The organism is Gammaproteobacteria bacterium (assembly GCA_022450155.1).
In the GTDB taxonomy this organism is placed as follows: domain Bacteria; phylum Pseudomonadota; class Gammaproteobacteria; order Arenicellales; family UBA868; genus REDSEA-S09-B13.
The window spans coordinates 1-19,049 of record JAKUQR010000028.1 but is presented as its reverse complement, the minus strand read 5'-3'; the positions used below and the strand labels follow the sequence as shown (position 1 = coordinate 19,049).

Genomic DNA, 19,049 nt, shown 5'->3' with positions numbered 1-19,049 from the left:
AAGTAATTGATTTTATTATATATCTAAGTGGTGCACGGCAAAGGCGTTGCGCTCGATGAACGCGCGACGCGGTTCTACATCATCGCCCATCAGGACGCTAAAGATCTCATCGGTACCAACGGCGTCTTCAATCTGTACTCGGCACAGTGTCCGCTGACTGGCATCCATCGTCGTTTCCCACAATTGGTCGGGATTCATCTCGCCCAACCCCTTATAGCGTTGCACCGTCAGGCCGCGCCTGGCCTCTGACATCAGCCACTCAATGGCGCCGGCAAAATCCTCTACTGCCGTCTCTTTATCGCCTCGAACCACCGTCGGTTGCGAACCCACTAAAGTGTCCAGTCGCTGGCCCAGCGCAATCATAGATCCATATTCCTGGGTATCGAAAAACTCAGCGGGCAGTCGAGTCTGACGGTACTGCCCGTGGTGCTCGCTCTCTACCACCAGCGACCACTGCCCCACGCCATCGGTAGTATCGAAGTGAACGCGATACTGGGGGGCGCCCTGTCCTGTAACCCCTGATAGCCTGGTATTCAATAATTGTACGAATTCAGCCTGGTCTTGCTCGGTTGGTTGGCCCTTCTGACCTAATGGCGTCAAGGCACTGAGCGCCCATAGCACTTCGGTCTGGTAGCGTCGGGCCAGCCGGTTAATCGCGGACTTAATCGCGAAGTATTCGGTACACAGTGCCTTGAGCTCGGGGCCGTCCAACACCGCCCTGGGTTCATCTCGTCGCTGGAGTTTCGCCCCCTCCATCGCCAACCCCAGGAGATAACGATTCATCTCGTCGTCGTCCTTCAGGTAGGTCTCTTTCTTGCGCAGAGAGACCTTGTACAGCGGCGGTTGCGCGATGAACACGTGGCCTCTTTCCAGCAGTTCGGGCATCTGGCGGTAGAAGAATGTCAGCAGCAGAGTTCGGATGTGCGACCCGTCGACATCTGCATCGGTCATGATGATGATCCTGTGATACCGCAGTTTGCTGACATCGAAATCATCCTTGCCGATTCCGGTACCCAGCGCAGTGATCAGCGTCGTGACCTCATCGGAGGCCAGCATTCGGTCAAAACGCGCCTTTTCCACGTTCAGGATCTTTCCTTTAAGGGGGAGGATGGCCTGGTAGCGCCTGTCGCGCGCCTGCTTGGCTGACCCACCAGCGGAGTCTCCTTCCACCAGGTAAATCTCGCTCTGCGCCGGGTCTTTTTCTTGGCAATCCGCGAGCTTGCCCGGCAAACCGCTCATTTCTAGGGCGTTTTTTCGGCGGGTCATCTCGCGAGCCCGCCGCGCAGCCTCGCGGGCGCGCGCAGTATCAGCGATTTTGTCGACGATCGCTTTGGCTTCTGTCGGCCGCTCAAGCAAAAACGCCCCGAGATACTCGGTAATCAGCGATTCGACCGGCCCCCTGACATCTGAGGAAACGAGTTTTTCCTTGGTCTGAGACGAGAACTTCGGATCCGTCACCTTCACCGCCAACACAGCCGTCAGGCCTTCCCGACAGTCTTCGCCTTTTAAATCCACGCGGGCCCGCTTCGCGGCTCCACTGGCCTCCATATAACGGCCCAGCGTTCTGGTCATGGCGGCGCGTAGGCCCTCCAGATGAGCACCCCCGTCGCTCTGTGGGATATTGTTGGTGTAGCAGAAAACATTTTCCTGATAGCTGTCGTTCCACTGCAGCGCGAGCTCAAGCTGAACGTGGTCCCGTCCCGCGCTGAACGCCAACACTGTTGGGTGGAGCTTGTTTTTCTTGCTTCCTAGGTGTTCGACAAACGCCTTGATTCCGCCTTTATATTCAAAGACTTCCTCTGTTCCCGCTCGTTCGTCCACCAATTTGTTTCGGACGCCCGAATTGAGGAAGGCCAACTCCCGGAGTCGCTTCGCCAGAATATCGTGGTGTAACACGAGATCCGTGAACACCTGCGAGTCGGGTCTAAAATGAACTTCCGTGCCAGTGCGGGCAGTGTCACCAATCTCGGTCAGCGGTCCGGTCGGGACCCCCCTTTGGTAATCTTGGCGATATGTTTGACCCCCCCGATGAATTATCAGCCTGAGGCTGGATGACAACGCGTTAACCACCGAAACACCCACACCGTGTAAACCGCCAGACATTTTGTAGGAATTCTGGTCAAATTTCCCTCCGGCGTGCAGTTGGGTCATGATAACTTCCGCCGCAGAACGCCCTTCTTCTGCAATCACCCCGGTCGGGATGCCCCTGCCGTCGTCCACCACCGACACCGTCTCGTCAGCGTGTATCGTCACGGTAATTTCTTGGCAGTGGCCAGCGAGTGCTTCGTCTATGGAGTTATCGACCACTTCGAAAACCATGTGGTGAAGGCCAGTGCCGTCATCGGTGTCACCGATATACATGCCGGGCCGCTTGCGGACCGCTTCCAGCCCTTTCAGAACCTTAATGCTGCTTTCGTCGTAGACTGGTTGACTGCTCATAAATACTCCTTATGGTGGGCTTTTATTCTATCACAAACGAGGGTTGCTAGGCCGCAGAAACGGCTATTTTATGGGCTTTTCACGGTGTTTCACGTGAAACAACGGATCTCACAGGTACCTGGGCTTCAAGCCTATGGTTTCACGTGAAACACCGAAACCCGGCAGGCTGTTGTAGGGTCCTACTTATCTACAATCGCATGGGCATGATCAGGTACAGCGTGTCATCATCATCAGGCTCGTGAAGCATGCACCCGCTGTTGCCGTCGTGCAACTCGGCCTCTACGGTCTTTGTCGACATGGCCCGCAACGCATCCATCAGGTAAGTCACGTTGAATCCAATCTCCAGGCTGTCGCCTTCATAATCCACGCTCACCTCGTCACTGGCTTCTTCATGGTCTGGATTGTGTGCCGACAGCTTCAAACAGCCGTTGGATAAATTCAGCCGGATGCCCCGATATTTTTCGTTGGTCAGCACCGAAGTTCTCGCCAGCACTTCGTGGAGCTGTTCCCGGTCAGCGACCATTTTTTGTGACAGGACTTGCGACATGACGGCTTTATAGTCCGGGAATTTTCCATCGATCAGTTTGCTTGTCAATTGTGCGCCGGGTCGGCTGAATCGCACGTGATTTGGATTAAGTTCCAGCGTTATCTCGTCTCCACCGTCGGCCAGGAATCGGTTGAGCTCCAGAACAGCCTTCCGCGGAACGATAACCTGACGCTGCGCCCCAGCAGCAGCGGGTAGTTTGGTTCGGCTGCGCGCCAGCCGGTGTCCATCCGTCGCTACGGAGATCATCGTGTCACCATCCAGTTCAATCAGCACACCATTTAAAAAATACCGGACGTCCTGTTGCGCCATCGAAAAGGCTGTTTTGTCGAAAAGGCTCCGCAGCGCTGATTGCTCCAGGCGAACCCGTTCCTCCCAGTTCTCCGTCTCGAGCCGCGGGAAATCGGCAGCTGGCAGGGTCTGCAAGGTGAAGCGGCTCTGTCCCGACTTAATTTTCAGCTTGCTTCCTTCTGTGCTGAATTCCAGTTTTGCGTTTTCGGGTAGCGCACGAGTAATGTCGAGCAGTTTACGAGCGGTCACGGTGCACTGACCGTCACTGCCATCTAGAACAGTGGTTTCAATGGTGGTTTCTACCTCCAGATCGGTGCCGGTCAGCGTGAGAGTGTTGCTGTCCAGTTGTACCAACACGTTCGCCAAAATAGGCAGTGTTTGTCTCCGCTCTACTACGCTGGTAACGGTAGTGAGTGGTGTTAATAGTTGGTCTCGTTCTATTAATAATTTCATAGATAGTTTGTTAACTAATGTAATTAAGCCTGTTGATAAAGAGATTAAGTTATTTTAATCAATAAAAACAAAGGGATAATAATAAATGGTCGTGTGTGTAATGCTGTGGATCAAATCCGGCACAAGGTGAACAAGGTGGTGTGAAATTCGCATCTAGGAAATCATGCCATAGTTTCTCACTGGAAGCCCACACGTTATCCACTCAGAAGGCGCTGTAGGTTCTGGTAGTCTTCGCTGATCTTAGGGTCCGTCTTGATTAACTCGCTGACCTTGCGTTGAGCGTGCAATACGGTTGTGTGGTCTCTACCCCCGAAAGCGTCGCCAATTTCTGGCAAACTCATAGTGGTGAGTTCTTTGGCCAGCGCCATTGCGATCTGGCGAGGTCGGGTAATCTGACGGTTACGCCGCTTGGAATGCAGGTCCGAGATGCGCATCTTGAAATATTCCGCGACGACTTTCTGGATATTCTGTATGGTGATTTGGCGTTCCTGAAAAACCAACAGGTCGCGCAGTGCTTCCCGAGCAAGGTCGATATTGATCTTGCGTCCGGTAAAGTTAGCACTGGCGATTATCCGGTGGAGCGCGCCCTCGAGTTCCCGCACATTGGACCGAATCTGTTTGGCTACAAAAAAACACACGTCTTCGGGCAGGTCGACGCCTTTCTGCTGGGCTTTGATTTTTAAGATGGCCATTCGAGTCTCGAGTTCGGGCGGGTCGATCGGGACGGTCAGGCCGCTACCGAAACGGGAAATCAGGCGCTCCTGGACGCCGGAAATCTCACGCGGAAAGCGGTCACTGGTAATCACGATTTGTCGCTGGCCTTCTAGTAACGTATTGAAAGTATGGAAAAATTCTTCCTGTGAGTGCTCTTTTCCTGAAAAGAACTGAATGTCGTCAATCAGCAGGGCATCCAGAGATCGATAATAACGCTTGAAATCATTGATTTTGTTATGCTGCAGGGCTTTGACCATATCGGCCACAAACCGTTCGGAGTGTACGTACACGACTTTGGCTTCCGGCCTAAGTTGCCGGGTCAGATTACCGGCAGCTTGCATCAGGTGTGTTTTACCTAAACCGACACCCCCGTAAAGAAACAACGGGTTATAGGCTTGCCCCGGGTTTTCCCCGACTTGGCTGGCAGCGGCCCGGGCCAGTTGGTTGGATTTACCCTCAACGTGGGTCTCAAAGGTAAAAGCTGGGTTGAGACGGCCTTCAAAACCCAGAGCAGTCGAGCCTTTGTTGTGGGCTACCGGTGACTGATCGGCTGTAGCGGTAACAGTGCTGCCTGCCTGCTCACTGCCGATATCCAGTCTGATTGCTGCGGGTTTGGGGCTGAAGTTTTTCGCTAGGCTAGAGATCAGCCCCAGGTATTCTCTGTGTACGAAGTCGCGCACAAATCGGTTGGGCGCTAGCAGCGTCAGACCGTCAGCGTTTTCGACGGCGTGCAGTGGCCGGATCCAGGTATTGAACTGCTGGGCGGAGAGGTCGTCTTCGAGACGACTTAAGCAAAGTTTCCAAAGGGCGGTGGACACAGGTATAGGGTTGGTCGGGTTTGTCGACAGCGCTTTCGGCGCGATTTAAGTTTATTGTCGTGACTGTGCGGCTGCTGTCATGGTGGCCAGTCTAAACGATATATTGGAAGTTATCCACAGAAATTGTCCTACATTATTTTATCCACAGCGTGCTAGAGACCCCTAAAACCATTGACATTACGCCATAATTACGAGTAAAGTCCGACGCCTTTTTTGAAAGCCGGCCACAGAATTCGGGATACGCATTATGAAGCGGACCTTCCAGCCCAGCGAAGTTAAACGGAAACGACGACATGGTTTTAGGGCGCGGATGAAAACACGCGCAGGACGAGCCGTGATCAGCGCGCGACGAGCCAAAGGCCGGGCGCAGCTCAGCGCCTGAGTGCCGGGCGACGTTATCCGCCGGCAGTGAGCAATGCCCGCTTCATGCGAAGCGAACGCCTCTTGCGTGGTGTGGATTACCGCACGACGATTGCCAGACGATGCCGTAGCGATGATCGCCTGTTTACCGTTTATGCGGCGAGGCGCCAGACAGGCAGCGCGCGGCTCGGCATCACAGTCTCCCGACGAGTGTCCAACAAAGCGGTGCGGCGCAATCGACTGAAGCGTCGCGTCCGAGAATCTTTTCGTTGTCATAAGGAGCCTCTGGTTGGTCTGGATCTGGTTGTGATTGCGCGCCAGGAAGCTAACGAAACCGATCGCCTGCAGGTCGATCAGAGCCTGTTCGGCCACTGGAGACGAGTGAGAGATAAATGCGGCAAGTAATCACAGGGGTACTACGCGGATATCGGTACTTGATCAGTCCGCTATTGGGGCCGACCTGCCGTTTCTATCCCACGTGTTCGTCCTACGCCATAGAGGCCATCGAGCGTCACGGAGTAACCCGCGGTGCCTGGCTGACTCTGCGCCGGCTGATCCGCTGTAACCCCTGGCACCCTGGGGGTGTGGACATGGTGCCAGACGAGAACGCGGGCACCTCCAGCTGCTAGCATCGCTGAAGCGCTAAAAGTGGATTTCCAAAAACTCATACTGTTTACTGGTTTGGCGCTGGTGTTGGTCCTGATTTGGCAGGCTTGGGTCGAGCACAACGCAGCCCCCGTAGCGGTAATGACATCGCAAATAGCTGCTCAAACTGGGCAGAGCCAAACCATCGCGGTGAACACCGAAGACGTCCCCAGTGCGCCGACCACCGCCAACACAAACACAAACACAAACACTGCTGTAACTGGAATTCCTAAACCGACATTAAAGAGCTTGCCCACAGGTGATATCGTGGTGGTTGAAACAGACCTCATACGCGCCGTCATAGATTCCTATGGCGGTGACCTGAGGCGGTTAGAGTTGTTGACATATCCCGAAAAGCTGGAGAATCCAGATGAACCGTTTCGGCTGTTAAACGAAGAGGGCGCTGACCTGTTTGTTATCCAGGGCGGCCTCTTGGGCACACAGGGCGAGTTACCAAATCACCATACACGATACGTCGCTGATCAACACAATTATTATTTGTCACCCGCTGCCGATCGCGTAGAAGCGATTCTTAGGTGGCAAAGCCCCGATGGTGTTGGGTATCGCAAGGTTTATACGTTTTATCGAAATAGCTACTACATCGACATCCGTTACGAGATCGACAACGCCACCGCCACAGCGTGGCAAGGGTTCCTATATAACCAGATACTTCGCACTAAGGTCGAGCAGAAATCTAGTGGACTCGGCTTCTTTGGCCGGCTGCCAAGCTACACAGGTGGCGTTATTTACACACCGGAAGACAAGTACCAGAAGATAGATTTTGATGACATGTACGACGAGAATCTGGCACGCAACACACCCTCGGGTTGGGTAGCCATGTTGCAGCACTATTTCGTGGGTGCGCTGCTGCCGCGGGGGAGCAGCGCTTATGAGTTCTATTCAACGGTCACAGCCCGAGACAGCCAACCGCATTATCACATCGGTTACAAGAGTGTAGAGCCGACCGTCGTGCCGGCCGGTAGACAAGGGTCTCTGAATGCTCGACTGTTCGTTGGGCCTAAAGAACAGAAACGTCTCACCGAGGAGAACCAGCAGCTGGAGTTAACAGTGGATTACGGCTGGCTGACACCGATCTCATCGCCGCTGTTCTGGTTATTGACTTACATCCACCGCACTGTCCAAAACTGGGGTGTGTCCATCATTCTACTGACGTTGCTGGTTAAGCTCGTGTTCTATCCGCTGTCGGCGGCCAGCTATAAGTCGATGGCGAAGATGAAGAATCTCCAGCCGCGTATGAAAACGCTCAAGGAGCGCTTTGGCGACGACAAACAGAAGTTCCAGCAGGCAATGATGGAGGTTTATAAAAAGGAAAAAATCAATCCTCTTGGCAGTTGCCTGCCGATCGTAATACAGATTCCGGTCTTTATCTCGTTGTACTGGGTGTTGCTGGAAAGCGTCGAGTTGCGGCAAGCACCGTTTATGTTATGGATCAAGGACCTTTCCGTTCAGGATCCGTACTACGTGCTGCCGCTGCTCATGGGCGCTTCTATGTTTGGTCAGACGATCCTAAACCCCACACCAGTTGACCCGATGCAAAAAAACATCATGCTGGCCATGCCAGTGATGTTTACGATCTTCTTTCTGTGGTTTCCCGCTGGGCTGGTGCTGTATTGGTTGGTGAACAACCTTCTGTCCATTGGCCAGCAGTGGGTGATCACACGAAAGATTGCGGCATCCGGAGGCTAGTTCAGGCGAGTTGACATCGCCCGGTCGACTGCGGTCACGAACGGTGCAACAGGATCAAGATACCATCGCCGCTATCGCGACGCCGCCTGGCGTAGGCGCTATCGGCATAGTGCGGATATCAGGGCCTCGCGCCGGGGTCATCGCGCACGCCATCACCGGTGTGCTGCCACCGCCGAAACAAGCCACGCACCGGGTGTTCAGAGCGGCCGATGGTTCGCCACTGGACAAGGGACTGGTACTTTATTTTGCCGCGCCGGCCTCTTACACCGGCGAGGATGTACTGGAGCTCCAAGGCCACGGCGGACCCCGGGTACTGGACGGCGTTCTGGCCAGCGTTTTAAGCCACGGCGCCCGCCCGGCCCGGCCGGGTGAATTCACTGAGCGGGCATTTCTCAATGGCCGACTGGATCTCGCTCAGGCCGAAGCGGTCGCCGATCTCATTGACAGCCAGACACAGGCCGCTGCGCGGGCTGCCATACGCTCGTTGATGGGGTCATTTTCAAGGGAGATAAACGCACTATCGAAGGAGATAGGAGATTTAAGAGTAAATTTCGAAGCAGAAATTGACTTCTCTGAAGAGCCCGTGAGCGCTCTGGATTCGAGCGCTGCACAAGCCCGGTTAAATCACACCAGTCAGATACTGGCGTCATTGCTGGACCAGGCCCGGCCGGGAAGTCTATTGGCCCATGGCGCCCGGGTCGTGCTGGCTGGATTGCCCAATGCCGGAAAATCAAGCCTGCTGAATGCGCTGGCGCGAGAAGACCGGGCCATCGTCAGCATCACCCCGGGCACCACGCGCGATGTGGTCGACACGACGATCGACATAGCTGGACTAGCGGTCCAGCTGATCGATACGGCGGGCTTGAGAGAAAGCACTGATTACGTCGAAGAAGAGGGTGTTCGTCGGGCGACACAGGCGATTGAACAGGCCAACTTGGTCCTGTTTGTAATCGACGATACCGCACCACACACCAGCCAGGATCACGCATCAATGGCGCCCGGCGCAGGAGAAATACTTCGGGTTTATAACAAGTGTGACCTCAGTGGCAGGCCAGCAGGGACTGTAGTAAACGAAGGCAGCGAAGGCGTTTCAGTCTCGGCCAAGACAGGTGCGGGTATCGATGCTCTGGAGCAAGCTATTCAACAAGCGCTTGGCTATACCTGTTTGGGTGAAGCGCCGCTGATGGCCCGCCGGCGCCACATTGAGGCACTGCTCAAAGCACAATCGCATCTGCACGCCGCAGAACAACACGTCGGGTCGGCTCAGGAGCTACTTGCGGAGGAGCTTCGTCTGGCACAGCTCGCACTGGGTGAAATTACGGGCGAAGTCACCACGGAAGACCTGCTCGGCCAGATTTTCTCGACGTTCTGCATCGGTAAATAGGGGGTCTATCCAAGTGGGGCGACCCAAATCTTTCCATTTGGCCTTGGTCGGAATGAGGCAGTCAAACAACGCTCGTCACAGGACGTTATTCGAATCACCAGATTCTGTTGCGAGCATCTGACCCAGACAGGGTTAAACCAAAATTCCCGGCAAGTTTAGACCTTTGTCCCGGGCGCATGCTATCGCCTCCTCGTAACCCGCGTCGGCGTGACGCATTACACCGGTGGCAGGATCGTTCCACAACACGCGGGCCAGTTTTCGATCCGCCGAGGCTGAACCATCAGCCATTATGACCAAACCGGCATGTTGGGAGAAACCGATACCCACACCACCGCCATGATGAAAAGACACCCATGTCGCACCTGATGCCGTGTTCAGAAGCGCGTTGAGTATCGGCCAGTCGGAAACAGCATCTGACCCGTCTTTCATGTTTTCGGTCTCGCGGTTTGGGCTTGCAACCGATCCGCTGTCGAGATGATCGCGGCCGATCACGATCGGTCCACTCAGCTCGCCATTTGCCACCATCTGATTAAAGGCCCGCCCAATCCTATCGCGATCGCCCAGTCCCACCCAGCAGATACGGCTCGGCATGCCCTGGAAGGCGATTCGCTTTCGGGCCATGTTCAGCCACCGGTGCAGGTGCGGGTTATCCGGGATGAGTTCCTTGACCTTTACGTCGGTTTTGTAGATGTCTTCGGGGTCCCCCGACAGCGCCGCCCACCTGAAAGGCCCTGTACCAGTGCAGAACAGGGGCCTGACGTAAGCGGGCACAAATCCAGGATAGTCGAAAGCGTTCTTGACCCCGACTTCCTGAGCCATCTGGCGGATATTGTTGCCGTAGTCCACCACCGGAATTCCCCGCTCCCAGAAATCCAGCATCGCCCGCACCTGAACCGCCATGGATGCTTTGGCTGCGTCAGCAACACCGGCCGGGTCAGTTCGCCGGCGCTCGATCCAATCGTCAACTGACCAGCCCTGGGGCAGATAGCCGGCCTGGGGATCATGGGCGGAGGTCTGATCGGTCACCACATCGGGCAGGTATCTGGGATCCTGCCGGGAACGCGCTGCGATATCCGGAAACACGTCGGCGGCGTTACCCAGCAAACCCACCGAGATAGGTCGGACATTGTTGTGGGCATCCTCGACCAGCTTGAGGGCGTCGTCCAGATTGTCGGCCCACGCATCCAGGTAGCGTGTCCGCAGGCGCGACTCAATCGACTGCATGTTGCATTCCACGGCGATCATCGAGGCGCCGTTCATGGTCGCTGCCAGCGGCTGGGCGCCGCCCATACCGCCGAGCCCCGCTGTCAGTATCCACCGGCCCTCGAACGAACCGTTAAAGTGCTGTCGGGCCAGTTCCGCAAACGTTTCATAGGTCCCCTGGACGATGCCCTGGGAGCCGATATAGATCCAGGATCCAGCCGTCATCTGTCCGTACATCATCAGGCCCTGTTGATCCAGTTCTGAGAAGTGTTCCAGTGTTGCCCAGTGAGGAACCAGGTTCGAGTTGGCAATCAGCACCCGGGGAGCTTCTTCATGGGTCTGGAACACACCGACGGGCTTACCCGATTGGACGAGCAGTGTTTCGTTCTCCTCGAGGTTCTTGAGCGAACTTATAATTTGATCGAAACTGTCCCAGTCGCGGGCAGCCCGACCGACCCCACCGTAGACGATCAGTTCGGCCGGGTTTTCCGCAACCTCAGGATCCAGGTTGTTCATCAGCATTCGCATCGGGGCCTCGGCCCCCCAGTGCTTGCACTGAAGTTCATTCCCGGTTGGCGCTTTGATGTGTCGTTCTGGTGCGTATCGGTTGAGTGTCGTGGCTGGCATAGTCCTATGTCCTGACTTATCCAAAAATTTTCGTTGGGTAAACTGATTCTACATAGTTTGCCCAGTTCCAAAGGTGCCATAGCACCAACCGCTTCTACCGGTCGCAAACTAGCTTGTGCTGATCAATGACGGCAACGGTTGTTGTCTTGGCCATCGCGTGACGGACGGGGGATATATCGTCAGGTTCGCAATAAATTTGTTCCCCACTTAGATGCTTTGGGAACAAAAAATACAAAAAAGCCTTAATAAAAATAATGTAAGTTCTGTATCGGCAAATAGTCTATAAAAAGCCAGTAGATATCTAATCCCTAAAACGATCATCAACCGCCGCGCGGATCTGGCCACGTGAATCAGTCGCGGCGATGACAGTAAGATCTGTATCCAATGCAACCTGCCCGGTTGTGAAGATCAGTTCACCACAACGCACTGCCTGGCTGTAAGGCAGCTTTGGTTCGGTTACCCAGTGACCTGGAGGATTGATGTGCGTGCGGGGTAACACCAGGGGTTCGACTGGTTGTACAGCGCAGTTACAGCGGACAATCTTTAGCAAACTGAGGCGATCGTTTTTCTTTGAGAGAAGCCAGACCCTCTTTCACTTCGGTGCCCGTGAAGCCAAGCATTTCGAGCGCAGTCGACGTATCAAACGTGGGCCCGGCCATCCGAAGCCAGTTGTTTAAGGCGTACTTGGTCCAGCGGATCGCACTCTGTGCCCCATTCGCCAGTTCGGTCGCTATCTCCAGTGCTGTCTCTTGTAGCTGGTCGTCGTCTACGCACAAGGACACCAGACCGATGCGTTCAGCCTCCTCGCCTTTCAGTGGCCTGCAGGTTAGCAGGTAGTATTTGGATTTGGCCATGCCGCACAGCAGGGGCCAAATGATGCAGGCAACGTCTCCGGCGGCCACCCCTAGACGCGTGTGACCATCCACAATGCGAGCCGCTTTACCTGCAATAGATACGTCAGCCAACAGGCCCACCACCAGACCCGCGCCAACCGCCGGGCCGTTAATCGCTGAAACGATGACTTTGTTGCAATTGATAATGTTGTAAACCAGGTCACGCGCTTCCTTCCAGACTCGCATCCTCGTTTGCGGGTCGTCCATGATTTCCTCGATCAGGTCAAAATCACCGCCCGCAGAGAACGCCTTTCCTGCCCCGGTTACGAGAACCGCGCGCACGGTCGAATCCGCATCGATGTCGCGCCATATTTCGGTCAGCTGAGAGTGTGTTTGAGAATCCACCGAGTTAAAACTCTCAGGCTTATTGAATGTGATCTTCAGGATACCGTCGGCCGGGCGTTCGATCAGTAGTTTGTCGTAGTCAATGTAACGGTCAGACATGGGGTTACTCCGAGTTTGTCTTATGGGCCGTCAGTGCTCAGCGGAAAAACCATCTGGCGCACAGGTTGTTTGAGGTGAGTCTATCGACTAAAGCCTGGGTCTGCGCACAATCGCCGTAGTGACCACCGGCATTGGCTAGAACACCGTCCTGATAGCCGAAGAACTTGATGGTGTCACAAAGGGTCGAAACAGCGCACAATTCAAGGACGTGCGGTGACTAAGCCCGCATAACGGGACAGCGACCAGGAGATTGAGGATGTCAAACACAGAGCAAAAAGATTTTTACCAGCGAACCGATATTACCGGCGAGCCCTATGAGCCCATGCAGGCGCCTCGCTTTACTGAAGTGGCGACCTTTATGCGTACGCCGCTCGTCGAATCGCTCGATGGGGTGGATATCGGGATCATCGGAATACCCTACGACGGTGGCTTGACCTGCCGAACCGGGGCGCGTTATGGCCCCCGGGAAGTGCGAAATGAGTCAACCCTGATGCGCGCGATCAATGTCGCAACGGGGGAGCGGCCGTATGACCGGGCCCGCGTAGCAGACCTGGGTGACGTCCGCTTTAATGACTTATTCAACCTGGACCAGGCCATCAACGATATCGAACGGTATTTTCTGGCCATTGCTAAAACGGGGGTCCGCCCTCTGGCCGTTGGGGGCGATCATTCAGTCACCTACCCGATTCTAAAAGCACTGGCGCCCGGCTACGATCAACCGCTGGGGCTGGTCCATATTGATGCCCACACTGATACCTGGCCGGCGATTTCCGGGTCAAAATTTCATCATGGCGCACCGTTTCGTCTGGCGACAGAAGAGGGGTTGATCGATCCCCGGAGAACCGTACAGATCGGGATTCGCGGTGGCCAGAACTTCGCCGATGGCCTCGACTACTCGCGGGACAGCGGGATGCGGGTGATTACCATCGAAGAATTCGAAGATCTGGGCTGGCAGGCGGTAGCCCGGGAAGCCAAACGCGTGGTGGGTAACGGGCCGGCGTATCTGACCTTCGACGTCGACGGTTTGGATCCGGTCTATGCGCCCGGCACCGGCACACCCGAGGCCGGCGGCATCACCATGCGCGAAGCACAACGTCTGATTCGCGAACTCACAGGACTGGATTTTATCGGTGGCGATGTCGTCGAAGTCTCTCCCCCCCTCGACCCATCAGGCAACACTGCCTTGCACGCCGCCACCATCTTATTCGAAATGCTGTGTATTCTGGCAATCCGGGTCTCAGAAAGCAGATCGGGTTGAACTGTTCCCTCCATCAATCCTAATGAATGTACTACTAACTAATACAATCCGTATTTTCCCGCTAGATCTGTGGTACTTTGCGGTAGCGTAACCGACGCACGGCCCAGGTCTTAGACAGGCGACGATAGTCCTGACTGGGTAGGTTTTGGGCTGTTTCTGCAGCCACCTGATAAACGCGATCGGCGGGTAGGCCCGCTTTTTCCAGTGTTGTCAGCAGTGCTTGAGGTTGATATTGGGCAAGGTATCCCAGCAACCACCAGGATGGGGGGGGCTTCCGAGGCGCTGGCAAGAACGGCACTCCCAAATTGTTAGTACTACTACATAGTATAATAGATCACCTGCGGACTCACAAGCGATACCTGGGTAGCCCGCCTTGCCTGGGCTCAAACAGGCGGCCACAACGGGGGTAGAAAACCTGGACAAAGACACAATTTGTCATGAAGTTGAGCTGGAAATCATGGGATAATCTGGACTAACGTATTGTCGCCTGGTCGAGGGCGATTTCACAATGACCGACAGCCCATAATGCCCGTGTTCATGCGTCAAACCAGCTATATCAAGCCGATCCTGATTCAGCTTGCAGTGCTTGCTGTAATCTGTCTGTCGGTAGTCCTGTGGCAGCGGGAGTTTCTGTCGGAGGTCTATCTGAGGAATCAACTGACCCAGGTTGGCTTGTTCATCAACGGCGGTATCGTTCTGCTATTTTTGTCCGGGATGTATCAACTGGTACGGCTTTTTATCAGCTACAGCCTTGAAGAACAGGCGATGGGACAGTTTCTGGACAATATGGACAGTGGCACGGATCCAGAGAGAGGTGTGGCGGAAGGCACCATCATTCTGAGGCGTTATCGCACGCTGCGCGACCTCCACGATCGCCGATCGTCGGTCAACCATAATGCTTTGGCGGCTACCCTTGTGGCTGATGAATCCAGTCGTAACAGTTTTCCTAGGTTTGTTCAGAACGTTCTCATTTTGACCGGTGTGTTTGGCACCATTGTTTCGCTGTCCGTTGCACTTTTCGGTGCCTCTAACATGGTGGCCACGGCGACCGAGATCGGCGGCTTGGGGATGGTTATCCACGGTATGTCGGCTGCCTTATCCACGACCATGACAGCCATTTTGGCTTATTTATTTTTCGGTTATTTTTACCTTCGCCTGACAGACGTGCAGACGCACGTGATCAGTCGAGTTGAAGAGGCCACAGCGACCGTCTTGCTGCCTCGATTTCAGGTCACCACGGAGACAGTCATAGAGGATTTCTCTGACATTATTCGGGCTGCTGCCGCACTGGTAAAAAGGCTCGATGCCTCTCAGGCACAGTACGCCGAGGTGGCTGATGAGCTAAAGGAACTCCTCTCCAGCTATCGCGACGAGATGCAGCGCAACAGTGGCGCACTGGAGCAGATGATCGAGCTCCTCAGAGAAGGGTTCCGGCTCAAAACCCCGCGGCGATGATTCGTACCGAGGGGTTTGTAGACCTTAGGGTCTCGCCATCAGGTCAGCTAGCCACCAACGAGGACAGCGTCTGGCCGTCGTTTACCGATGTCATGACCGTTATCGTCATGATATTTCTGCTTGCGCTGGTGGTCATCCTGATCCGAAACATGGAGTTGGTTCGACAGTTGAGAGCCACGATGGCATACGAGCAGCAGGTCACGACCGAACGCACGGCACTCGAGCTCAAGACATCCTCCCTTGGTGACGAGGTCGCCGCGTTGCACCTCAAGCTCGGTGAGACCGAGGCCAGGCACGAGCGGGCGGAAGCGGTGTCGGAGAAGCGGCAGTCGCGAATAGACGATCTACTGCGAGATGTCGCGGCGCTAGAACAGGTCCGCGACAACTTGACCGACGAGCGAGGGCAACTGACTGGTGAACGGGATAACCTGGAAGGCGAACTGCTATCTCTCGCGCAGAAGCATCAGTCACTGGAGGCGCTGCGACTGGAGCTTGAAAACGAAGTCGCGGCGTTGATCGGTGAACGGACAGCACTATCGGACGAGAAAGCGGAATTAATCGAACGGAACACAACCGTTTCCGCGGCCCGCGATCAACTGGTTTTGGATAAGTCTTCGTTGCAGGGCGTACAGGGAACACTGGAATCGAGAATAGTCGCACTTGGCAATGAAATCTCAGGTCTTGAACAGCAGCTGTCTGCAACGAGCATAGAGCGCGATCAGGTTCAGGGCACCTCCGCCGAGCGGCAGTCGCGAATAGACGAGCTACTACGAGATGTCTCGGCACTCGAACAGGTCCGCGACAGCCTGGCAGGTGACAAGCGCAACCTGATTGAAACAAGAGATCAATTGTCCGGTGAGCTTATGTCTCTGGATGAAAAACACAACGCCTTGATTGAACTGCGTCTTCAGCTTGAAAGCCAGATCGCGGGACTGCTCGGCGACCGCGGGCGCCTGCAGGGTGAAAAAACCGGCCTGAAAGAAACAGTTCAGGGGCTCACCAAGGAACTGGATACAGTCAGATTGTCACGCGATCAGCTAACCTTGGACAAGATGGTTCTATCGGAGAAAAAAGCAACGCTTGAATCGAGAATTGCGGCACTGGGCAGTGAAGTCGCTACCCTACAGTTGCAGCTGGGCGAGACTGAAAACGAACGCGAGCAAGCACTGGCGACTGGAGTCGATCGCCAGTCGCGGATTGATGTGCTGCTGCGGGATGTCGCGGCGCTAGAGCAGGTTCGCCTGACGTTGCTTGAAGACAAGGGTCAAATCGGTCAGGAACGGGACAGCCTGAAGGTTGATTTGCTGTCCATGACGGAAAAACACCAAGCACTGGTGTCGGTGCGTGCGAAACTGGAGAACCAGATCACCGAACTGCTTGGTGAATACAAGTTTGTTGAGGCCGAAAAGGCCACGTTACAACAGGGCAAACAGACCCTGCAGACGCAGACTACGGTGTTGTCTGAAGAAAACCTGTCACTGGTGCGAAAGCTGGCCGAACTGGCTGCCCTGAAACAAACGCTACAACAGGATTTAGGTATAGCGACCGAAGCGCGCACACAGCTCGAGTCAGCCAACCAAAAGCTGCAACAAAATAGCCAATCACTCGAAGCACGGAGCGCGAAACTCGCCGAAGACAAGCTTATGTTGGTGCGCCAGTTAGCAGAACTCACGGCGCTGAAGGCGGTGTTGGAACAGAACCTTGCCGAGGTCTCCGGAGAACGAGACCGAGCAGTATCGACGGGCCAGCAGCTGGCGCAAGACAAAGCTGGCCTGACGACCCAGCGAACGGCATTATCAGCGGAAAAACGCTCCCTTGCCCGTGAGCTGGCCGAGCTGGTGACGTTCAAAAAAGCCCTTGAGGCGCAGTATGAGGCGCTGGCTGGAGAAAAAGCCGAGATCGACAAAGAAAAAGCCGTGCTGACCGAAACCGTTGTTGGACAGGGACGCCGGCTGCTAGATATTGAAGCGGTTCGCGAGCAACTCAAGGAACAGATCAAACGCCTGACTGCTTCACTGTCGGCGTTGCAGAAAGACAAAGCGGGACTTGCTGAGCGTAATACTACCCTGCGCACAGAACTTGCGGTATTGGGCGAGCTGAAGCGCGCACTGCAGCACGAGCATGATCAGCTGAGATCAGCCTACGAGGAGGCCTCAAGCGAGACCACTTCGCTTCAGTCTGCTCGCAGCGACTTACAGATCGAGATCGTGAAGCTGAGCAACAAAATCCAGTCCCTGCAGCACGAATATGACCGGCTGCAGACCGAGCACCAGGAAGCGACCGGAAAGATCACAACACTCGAGGATGCGCGCAGTAACCAGCGGAGTGAGATCGTCAAGCTGAGAAACGAAATCCAGTCCCTGCGAGATGCTTACGCTGAGTTAACGCAGGCAAAAGCACAGGACGAGGCAGGTCGACAAGAGGCGGAGCAGGACACCCTCACCCTGATTGACAAGCTGAGCGTTGCTGAACAATTTAGACGAGATTTACAGCTCAAGCTATTGCTTGAAACTGATGAGAATGCGGAGTTAGCGCAGAAACGTGACGAGCTGTTCGAGAAGAACTCTGTGTTGCGCGCGCAGGTAGCACGGCTGGAGACACTGAAAGACCAACTGGCTTCGGCCCAGAGAAAGTATAAAGAGGATGCTGCCCGTCTTTCCGAAGAGAAGCGTTCCCTGGCGCGTCGGCTGGCGGAACTGGCCACCCTGAAGCAGACACTGCAACAGGAAATGGCTGTGGTTGCGCAAGCACGCGAACAGCTTGAGGCAGCAAACCAAAGGTTGACACAGGACAAGCAGTCACTTGAGGCGCGGGCCACATCGTTGTCCGAAGAAAAAGCCTCGTTGACGGGCCAGCTCGAAGCGGTGGGCGAACAGTACAAGCTGACCAAAGTAGAATTGGAGACCCTGCGCGCCAAACATGCGGACGAGGTAGCGGCGTTCAAGCAGGAACGGGATTTGCTAAAAGAAGATCTTGAAGCACTTGAGATCCTGAAAGCCCGCAATACGGAACTTGAGTACGAGTACAATCGGCTGATCAAACCGGCGCGAAGCAAGGTGGGCCGCTATGTGGTTCGCATACAGTACTGGAAGGATGAAACTGGCCACCACTATGCTCTCAAGTTGCCGGGTGGGGACGGATACGTTGAGCTGTCGAGGGCACAATTGCATGTGCAATTGAAAACCTTGAAAGAACAGCACGGCACAAAACTCTATACCGCCGTCTGGTTTCCTGACGATACCAGCCTATCCCATGCTGAGGCGGTATCGTTTACCAGTCAGATTCACAGTCGCTACGACTATTATTGGAGCAAGAACTAGGCAGGCATGCTGGCAAATGAAATACCCAGACCAGTTTGATGTCATCGTAATCGGCGGTGGGCATGCAGGTACCGAAGCGGCGCTCGCCGCCGCGCGGACGGGCGCCCGAACGCTGCTGATCACCCACAGTATAGAGACCATCGGACAGATGTCCTGTAACCCGGCCATTGGCGGAATTGGCAAGGGCCATATCGTCAAAGAAATCGATGCCTTGGGTGGGGCGATGGCACAGGCAATTGATCGAGCCGGAATACAGTTCCGCATCCTCAACGCTAGAAAAGGTCCGGCGGTGCGGGCGACTCGTGCTCAGGCTGACCGGGTGCTGTACAGACAGGCGATTCGTCAGCGTGTTGAAAACCAGCCGAACCTGAGCCTTTTTCAACAGGCCGTGGACGGTCTGGTTATCGAGAACGATTGCGTAACCGGTATCGTTACGCAGAGTGGACTGACTGTTGACGCCCGGTCCGTGGTGCTGACGGCGGGAACTTTTCTTG

General features: G+C 55.1%; 15 protein-coding genes. 9 read left to right on the top strand and 6 right to left on the bottom strand.

The features are described 5' to 3' along the window. Positions 1 to 15 precede the first annotated feature (15 nt). The 3 genes from gyrB to dnaA form a co-directional block, all read right to left on the bottom strand. A complete protein-coding gene (gene gyrB / locus MK323_12905; protein MCH2483050.1) occupies positions 16 to 2,439 on the bottom strand; it encodes a DNA topoisomerase (ATP-hydrolyzing) subunit B in 2,424 nt (807 codons plus the stop codon). Between the two features lie 187 nt (positions 2,440 to 2,626). Continuing rightward, positions 2,627 to 3,727 carry a DNA polymerase III subunit beta gene (dnaN, locus tag MK323_12900; GenBank protein MCH2483049.1) on the bottom strand — a complete coding sequence of 367 codons (1,101 nt, stop codon included), beginning with the start codon at positions 3,725 to 3,727 and terminating at the stop codon, positions 2,627 to 2,629. 194 nt (positions 3,728 to 3,921) lie between these two features. Next, positions 3,922 to 5,265, bottom strand: coding sequence for a chromosomal replication initiator protein DnaA (gene dnaA / locus MK323_12895; protein MCH2483048.1), 1,344 nt, complete (start codon positions 5,263 to 5,265; stop codon positions 3,922 to 3,924). Between the two features lie 241 nt (positions 5,266 to 5,506). Between dnaA and rpmH the strand changes: the two genes are divergently transcribed. From rpmH to mnmE, 5 genes are read left to right on the top strand one after another with little or no spacing between them, the layout of a single operon-like run. Then, the gene (gene rpmH, locus MK323_12890; protein ID MCH2483047.1) at positions 5,507 to 5,641 is read left to right on the top strand and encodes a 50S ribosomal protein L34; all 135 of its coding nucleotides are present in this window, start codon (positions 5,507 to 5,509) and stop codon (positions 5,639 to 5,641) included. Between the two features lie 44 nt (positions 5,642 to 5,685). Continuing rightward, the gene (gene rnpA / locus MK323_12885) at positions 5,686 to 6,024 is read left to right on the top strand and encodes a ribonuclease P protein component (GenBank protein MCH2483046.1); all 339 of its coding nucleotides are present in this window, start codon (positions 5,686 to 5,688) and stop codon (positions 6,022 to 6,024) included. Further along, complete coding sequence (yidD, locus tag MK323_12880; GenBank protein MCH2483045.1) at positions 6,012 to 6,248, top strand: membrane protein insertion efficiency factor YidD; 237 nt, start codon at positions 6,012 to 6,014, stop codon at positions 6,246 to 6,248. Before rnpA ends, yidD begins: the two co-directional genes overlap by 13 nt. A gap of 19 nt (positions 6,249 to 6,267) precedes the next feature. Further along, on the top strand, positions 6,268 to 7,971 hold the full coding sequence (gene yidC, locus MK323_12875) for a membrane protein insertase YidC (protein MCH2483044.1): 1,704 nt from the start codon (positions 6,268 to 6,270) through the stop codon (positions 7,969 to 7,971). Between the two features lie 43 nt (positions 7,972 to 8,014). Continuing rightward, a complete protein-coding gene (gene mnmE / locus MK323_12870) occupies positions 8,015 to 9,355 on the top strand; it encodes a tRNA uridine-5-carboxymethylaminomethyl(34) synthesis GTPase MnmE (GenBank protein ID MCH2483043.1) in 1,341 nt (446 codons plus the stop codon). A gap of 132 nt (positions 9,356 to 9,487) precedes the next feature. On the opposite strand, the gene MK323_12865 is transcribed toward mnmE, so the two are convergent. Further along, positions 9,488 to 11,185, bottom strand: coding sequence for a urocanate hydratase (locus MK323_12865; GenBank protein ID MCH2483042.1), 1,698 nt, complete (start codon positions 11,183 to 11,185; stop codon positions 9,488 to 9,490). Between the two features lie 527 nt (positions 11,186 to 11,712). Further along, positions 11,713 to 12,522 carry an enoyl-CoA hydratase/isomerase family protein gene (locus tag MK323_12860; protein ID MCH2483041.1) on the bottom strand — a complete coding sequence of 270 codons (810 nt, stop codon included), beginning with the start codon at positions 12,520 to 12,522 and terminating at the stop codon, positions 11,713 to 11,715. A 256-nt stretch (positions 12,523 to 12,778) separates the two neighbouring features. Between MK323_12860 and speB the strand changes: the two genes are divergently transcribed. Beyond that, entirely contained in the window at positions 12,779 to 13,780 is a 1,002-nt protein-coding gene (gene speB / locus MK323_12855) for an agmatinase (GenBank protein MCH2483040.1), read from the top strand. Between the two features lie 61 nt (positions 13,781 to 13,841). On the opposite strand, the gene MK323_12850 is transcribed toward speB, so the two are convergent. Further along, on the bottom strand, positions 13,842 to 14,069 hold the full coding sequence (locus tag MK323_12850) for a hypothetical protein (GenBank protein ID MCH2483039.1): 228 nt from the start codon (positions 14,067 to 14,069) through the stop codon (positions 13,842 to 13,844). A gap of 248 nt (positions 14,070 to 14,317) precedes the next feature. On the opposite strand from MK323_12850, the gene MK323_12845 reads away from it, so the two are divergent. From MK323_12845 to MK323_12835, 3 genes are all read left to right on the top strand, one after another. After that, on the top strand, positions 14,318 to 15,235 hold the full coding sequence (locus MK323_12845; protein MCH2483038.1) for a MotA/TolQ/ExbB proton channel family protein: 918 nt from the start codon (positions 14,318 to 14,320) through the stop codon (positions 15,233 to 15,235). Beyond that, entirely contained in the window at positions 15,232 to 18,555 is a 3,324-nt protein-coding gene (locus MK323_12840; protein ID MCH2483037.1) for a hypothetical protein, read from the top strand. Before MK323_12845 ends, MK323_12840 begins: the two co-directional genes overlap by 4 nt. 16 nt (positions 18,556 to 18,571) lie before the next feature. Next, positions 18,572 to 19,049 (top strand): FAD-dependent oxidoreductase (locus MK323_12835; protein ID MCH2483036.1); only part of this gene is annotated, 478 nt, incomplete at its 3' end.

What these genes read in the sequence shown, in the direction of transcription:
- gyrB (MCH2483050.1), bottom strand. Translation starts at nt 2,439, where the DNA reads ATGAGCAGTCAACCAGTCTACGACGAAAGCAGCATTAAGGTTCTGAAA.
- dnaN (MCH2483049.1), bottom strand. Translation starts at nt 3,727, where the DNA reads ATGAAATTATTAATAGAACGAGACCAACTATTAACACCACTCACTACC.
- rpmH (MCH2483047.1), top strand. Translation starts at nt 5,507, where the DNA reads ATGAAGCGGACCTTCCAGCCCAGCGAAGTTAAACGGAAACGACGACAT.
- rnpA (MCH2483046.1), top strand. Translation starts at nt 5,686, where the DNA reads ATGCGAAGCGAACGCCTCTTGCGTGGTGTGGATTACCGCACGACGATT.
- yidD (MCH2483045.1), top strand. Translation starts at nt 6,012, where the DNA reads ATGCGGCAAGTAATCACAGGGGTACTACGCGGATATCGGTACTTGATC.
- MK323_12865 (MCH2483042.1), bottom strand. Translation starts at nt 11,185, where the DNA reads ATGCCAGCCACGACACTCAACCGATACGCACCAGAACGACACATCAAA.
- MK323_12860 (MCH2483041.1), bottom strand. Translation starts at nt 12,522, where the DNA reads ATGTCTGACCGTTACATTGACTACGACAAACTACTGATCGAACGCCCG.
- speB (MCH2483040.1), top strand. Translation starts at nt 12,779, where the DNA reads ATGTCAAACACAGAGCAAAAAGATTTTTACCAGCGAACCGATATTACC.
- MK323_12845 (MCH2483038.1), top strand. Translation starts at nt 14,318, where the DNA reads ATGCGTCAAACCAGCTATATCAAGCCGATCCTGATTCAGCTTGCAGTG.
- MK323_12840 (MCH2483037.1), top strand. Translation starts at nt 15,232, where the DNA reads ATGATTCGTACCGAGGGGTTTGTAGACCTTAGGGTCTCGCCATCAGGT.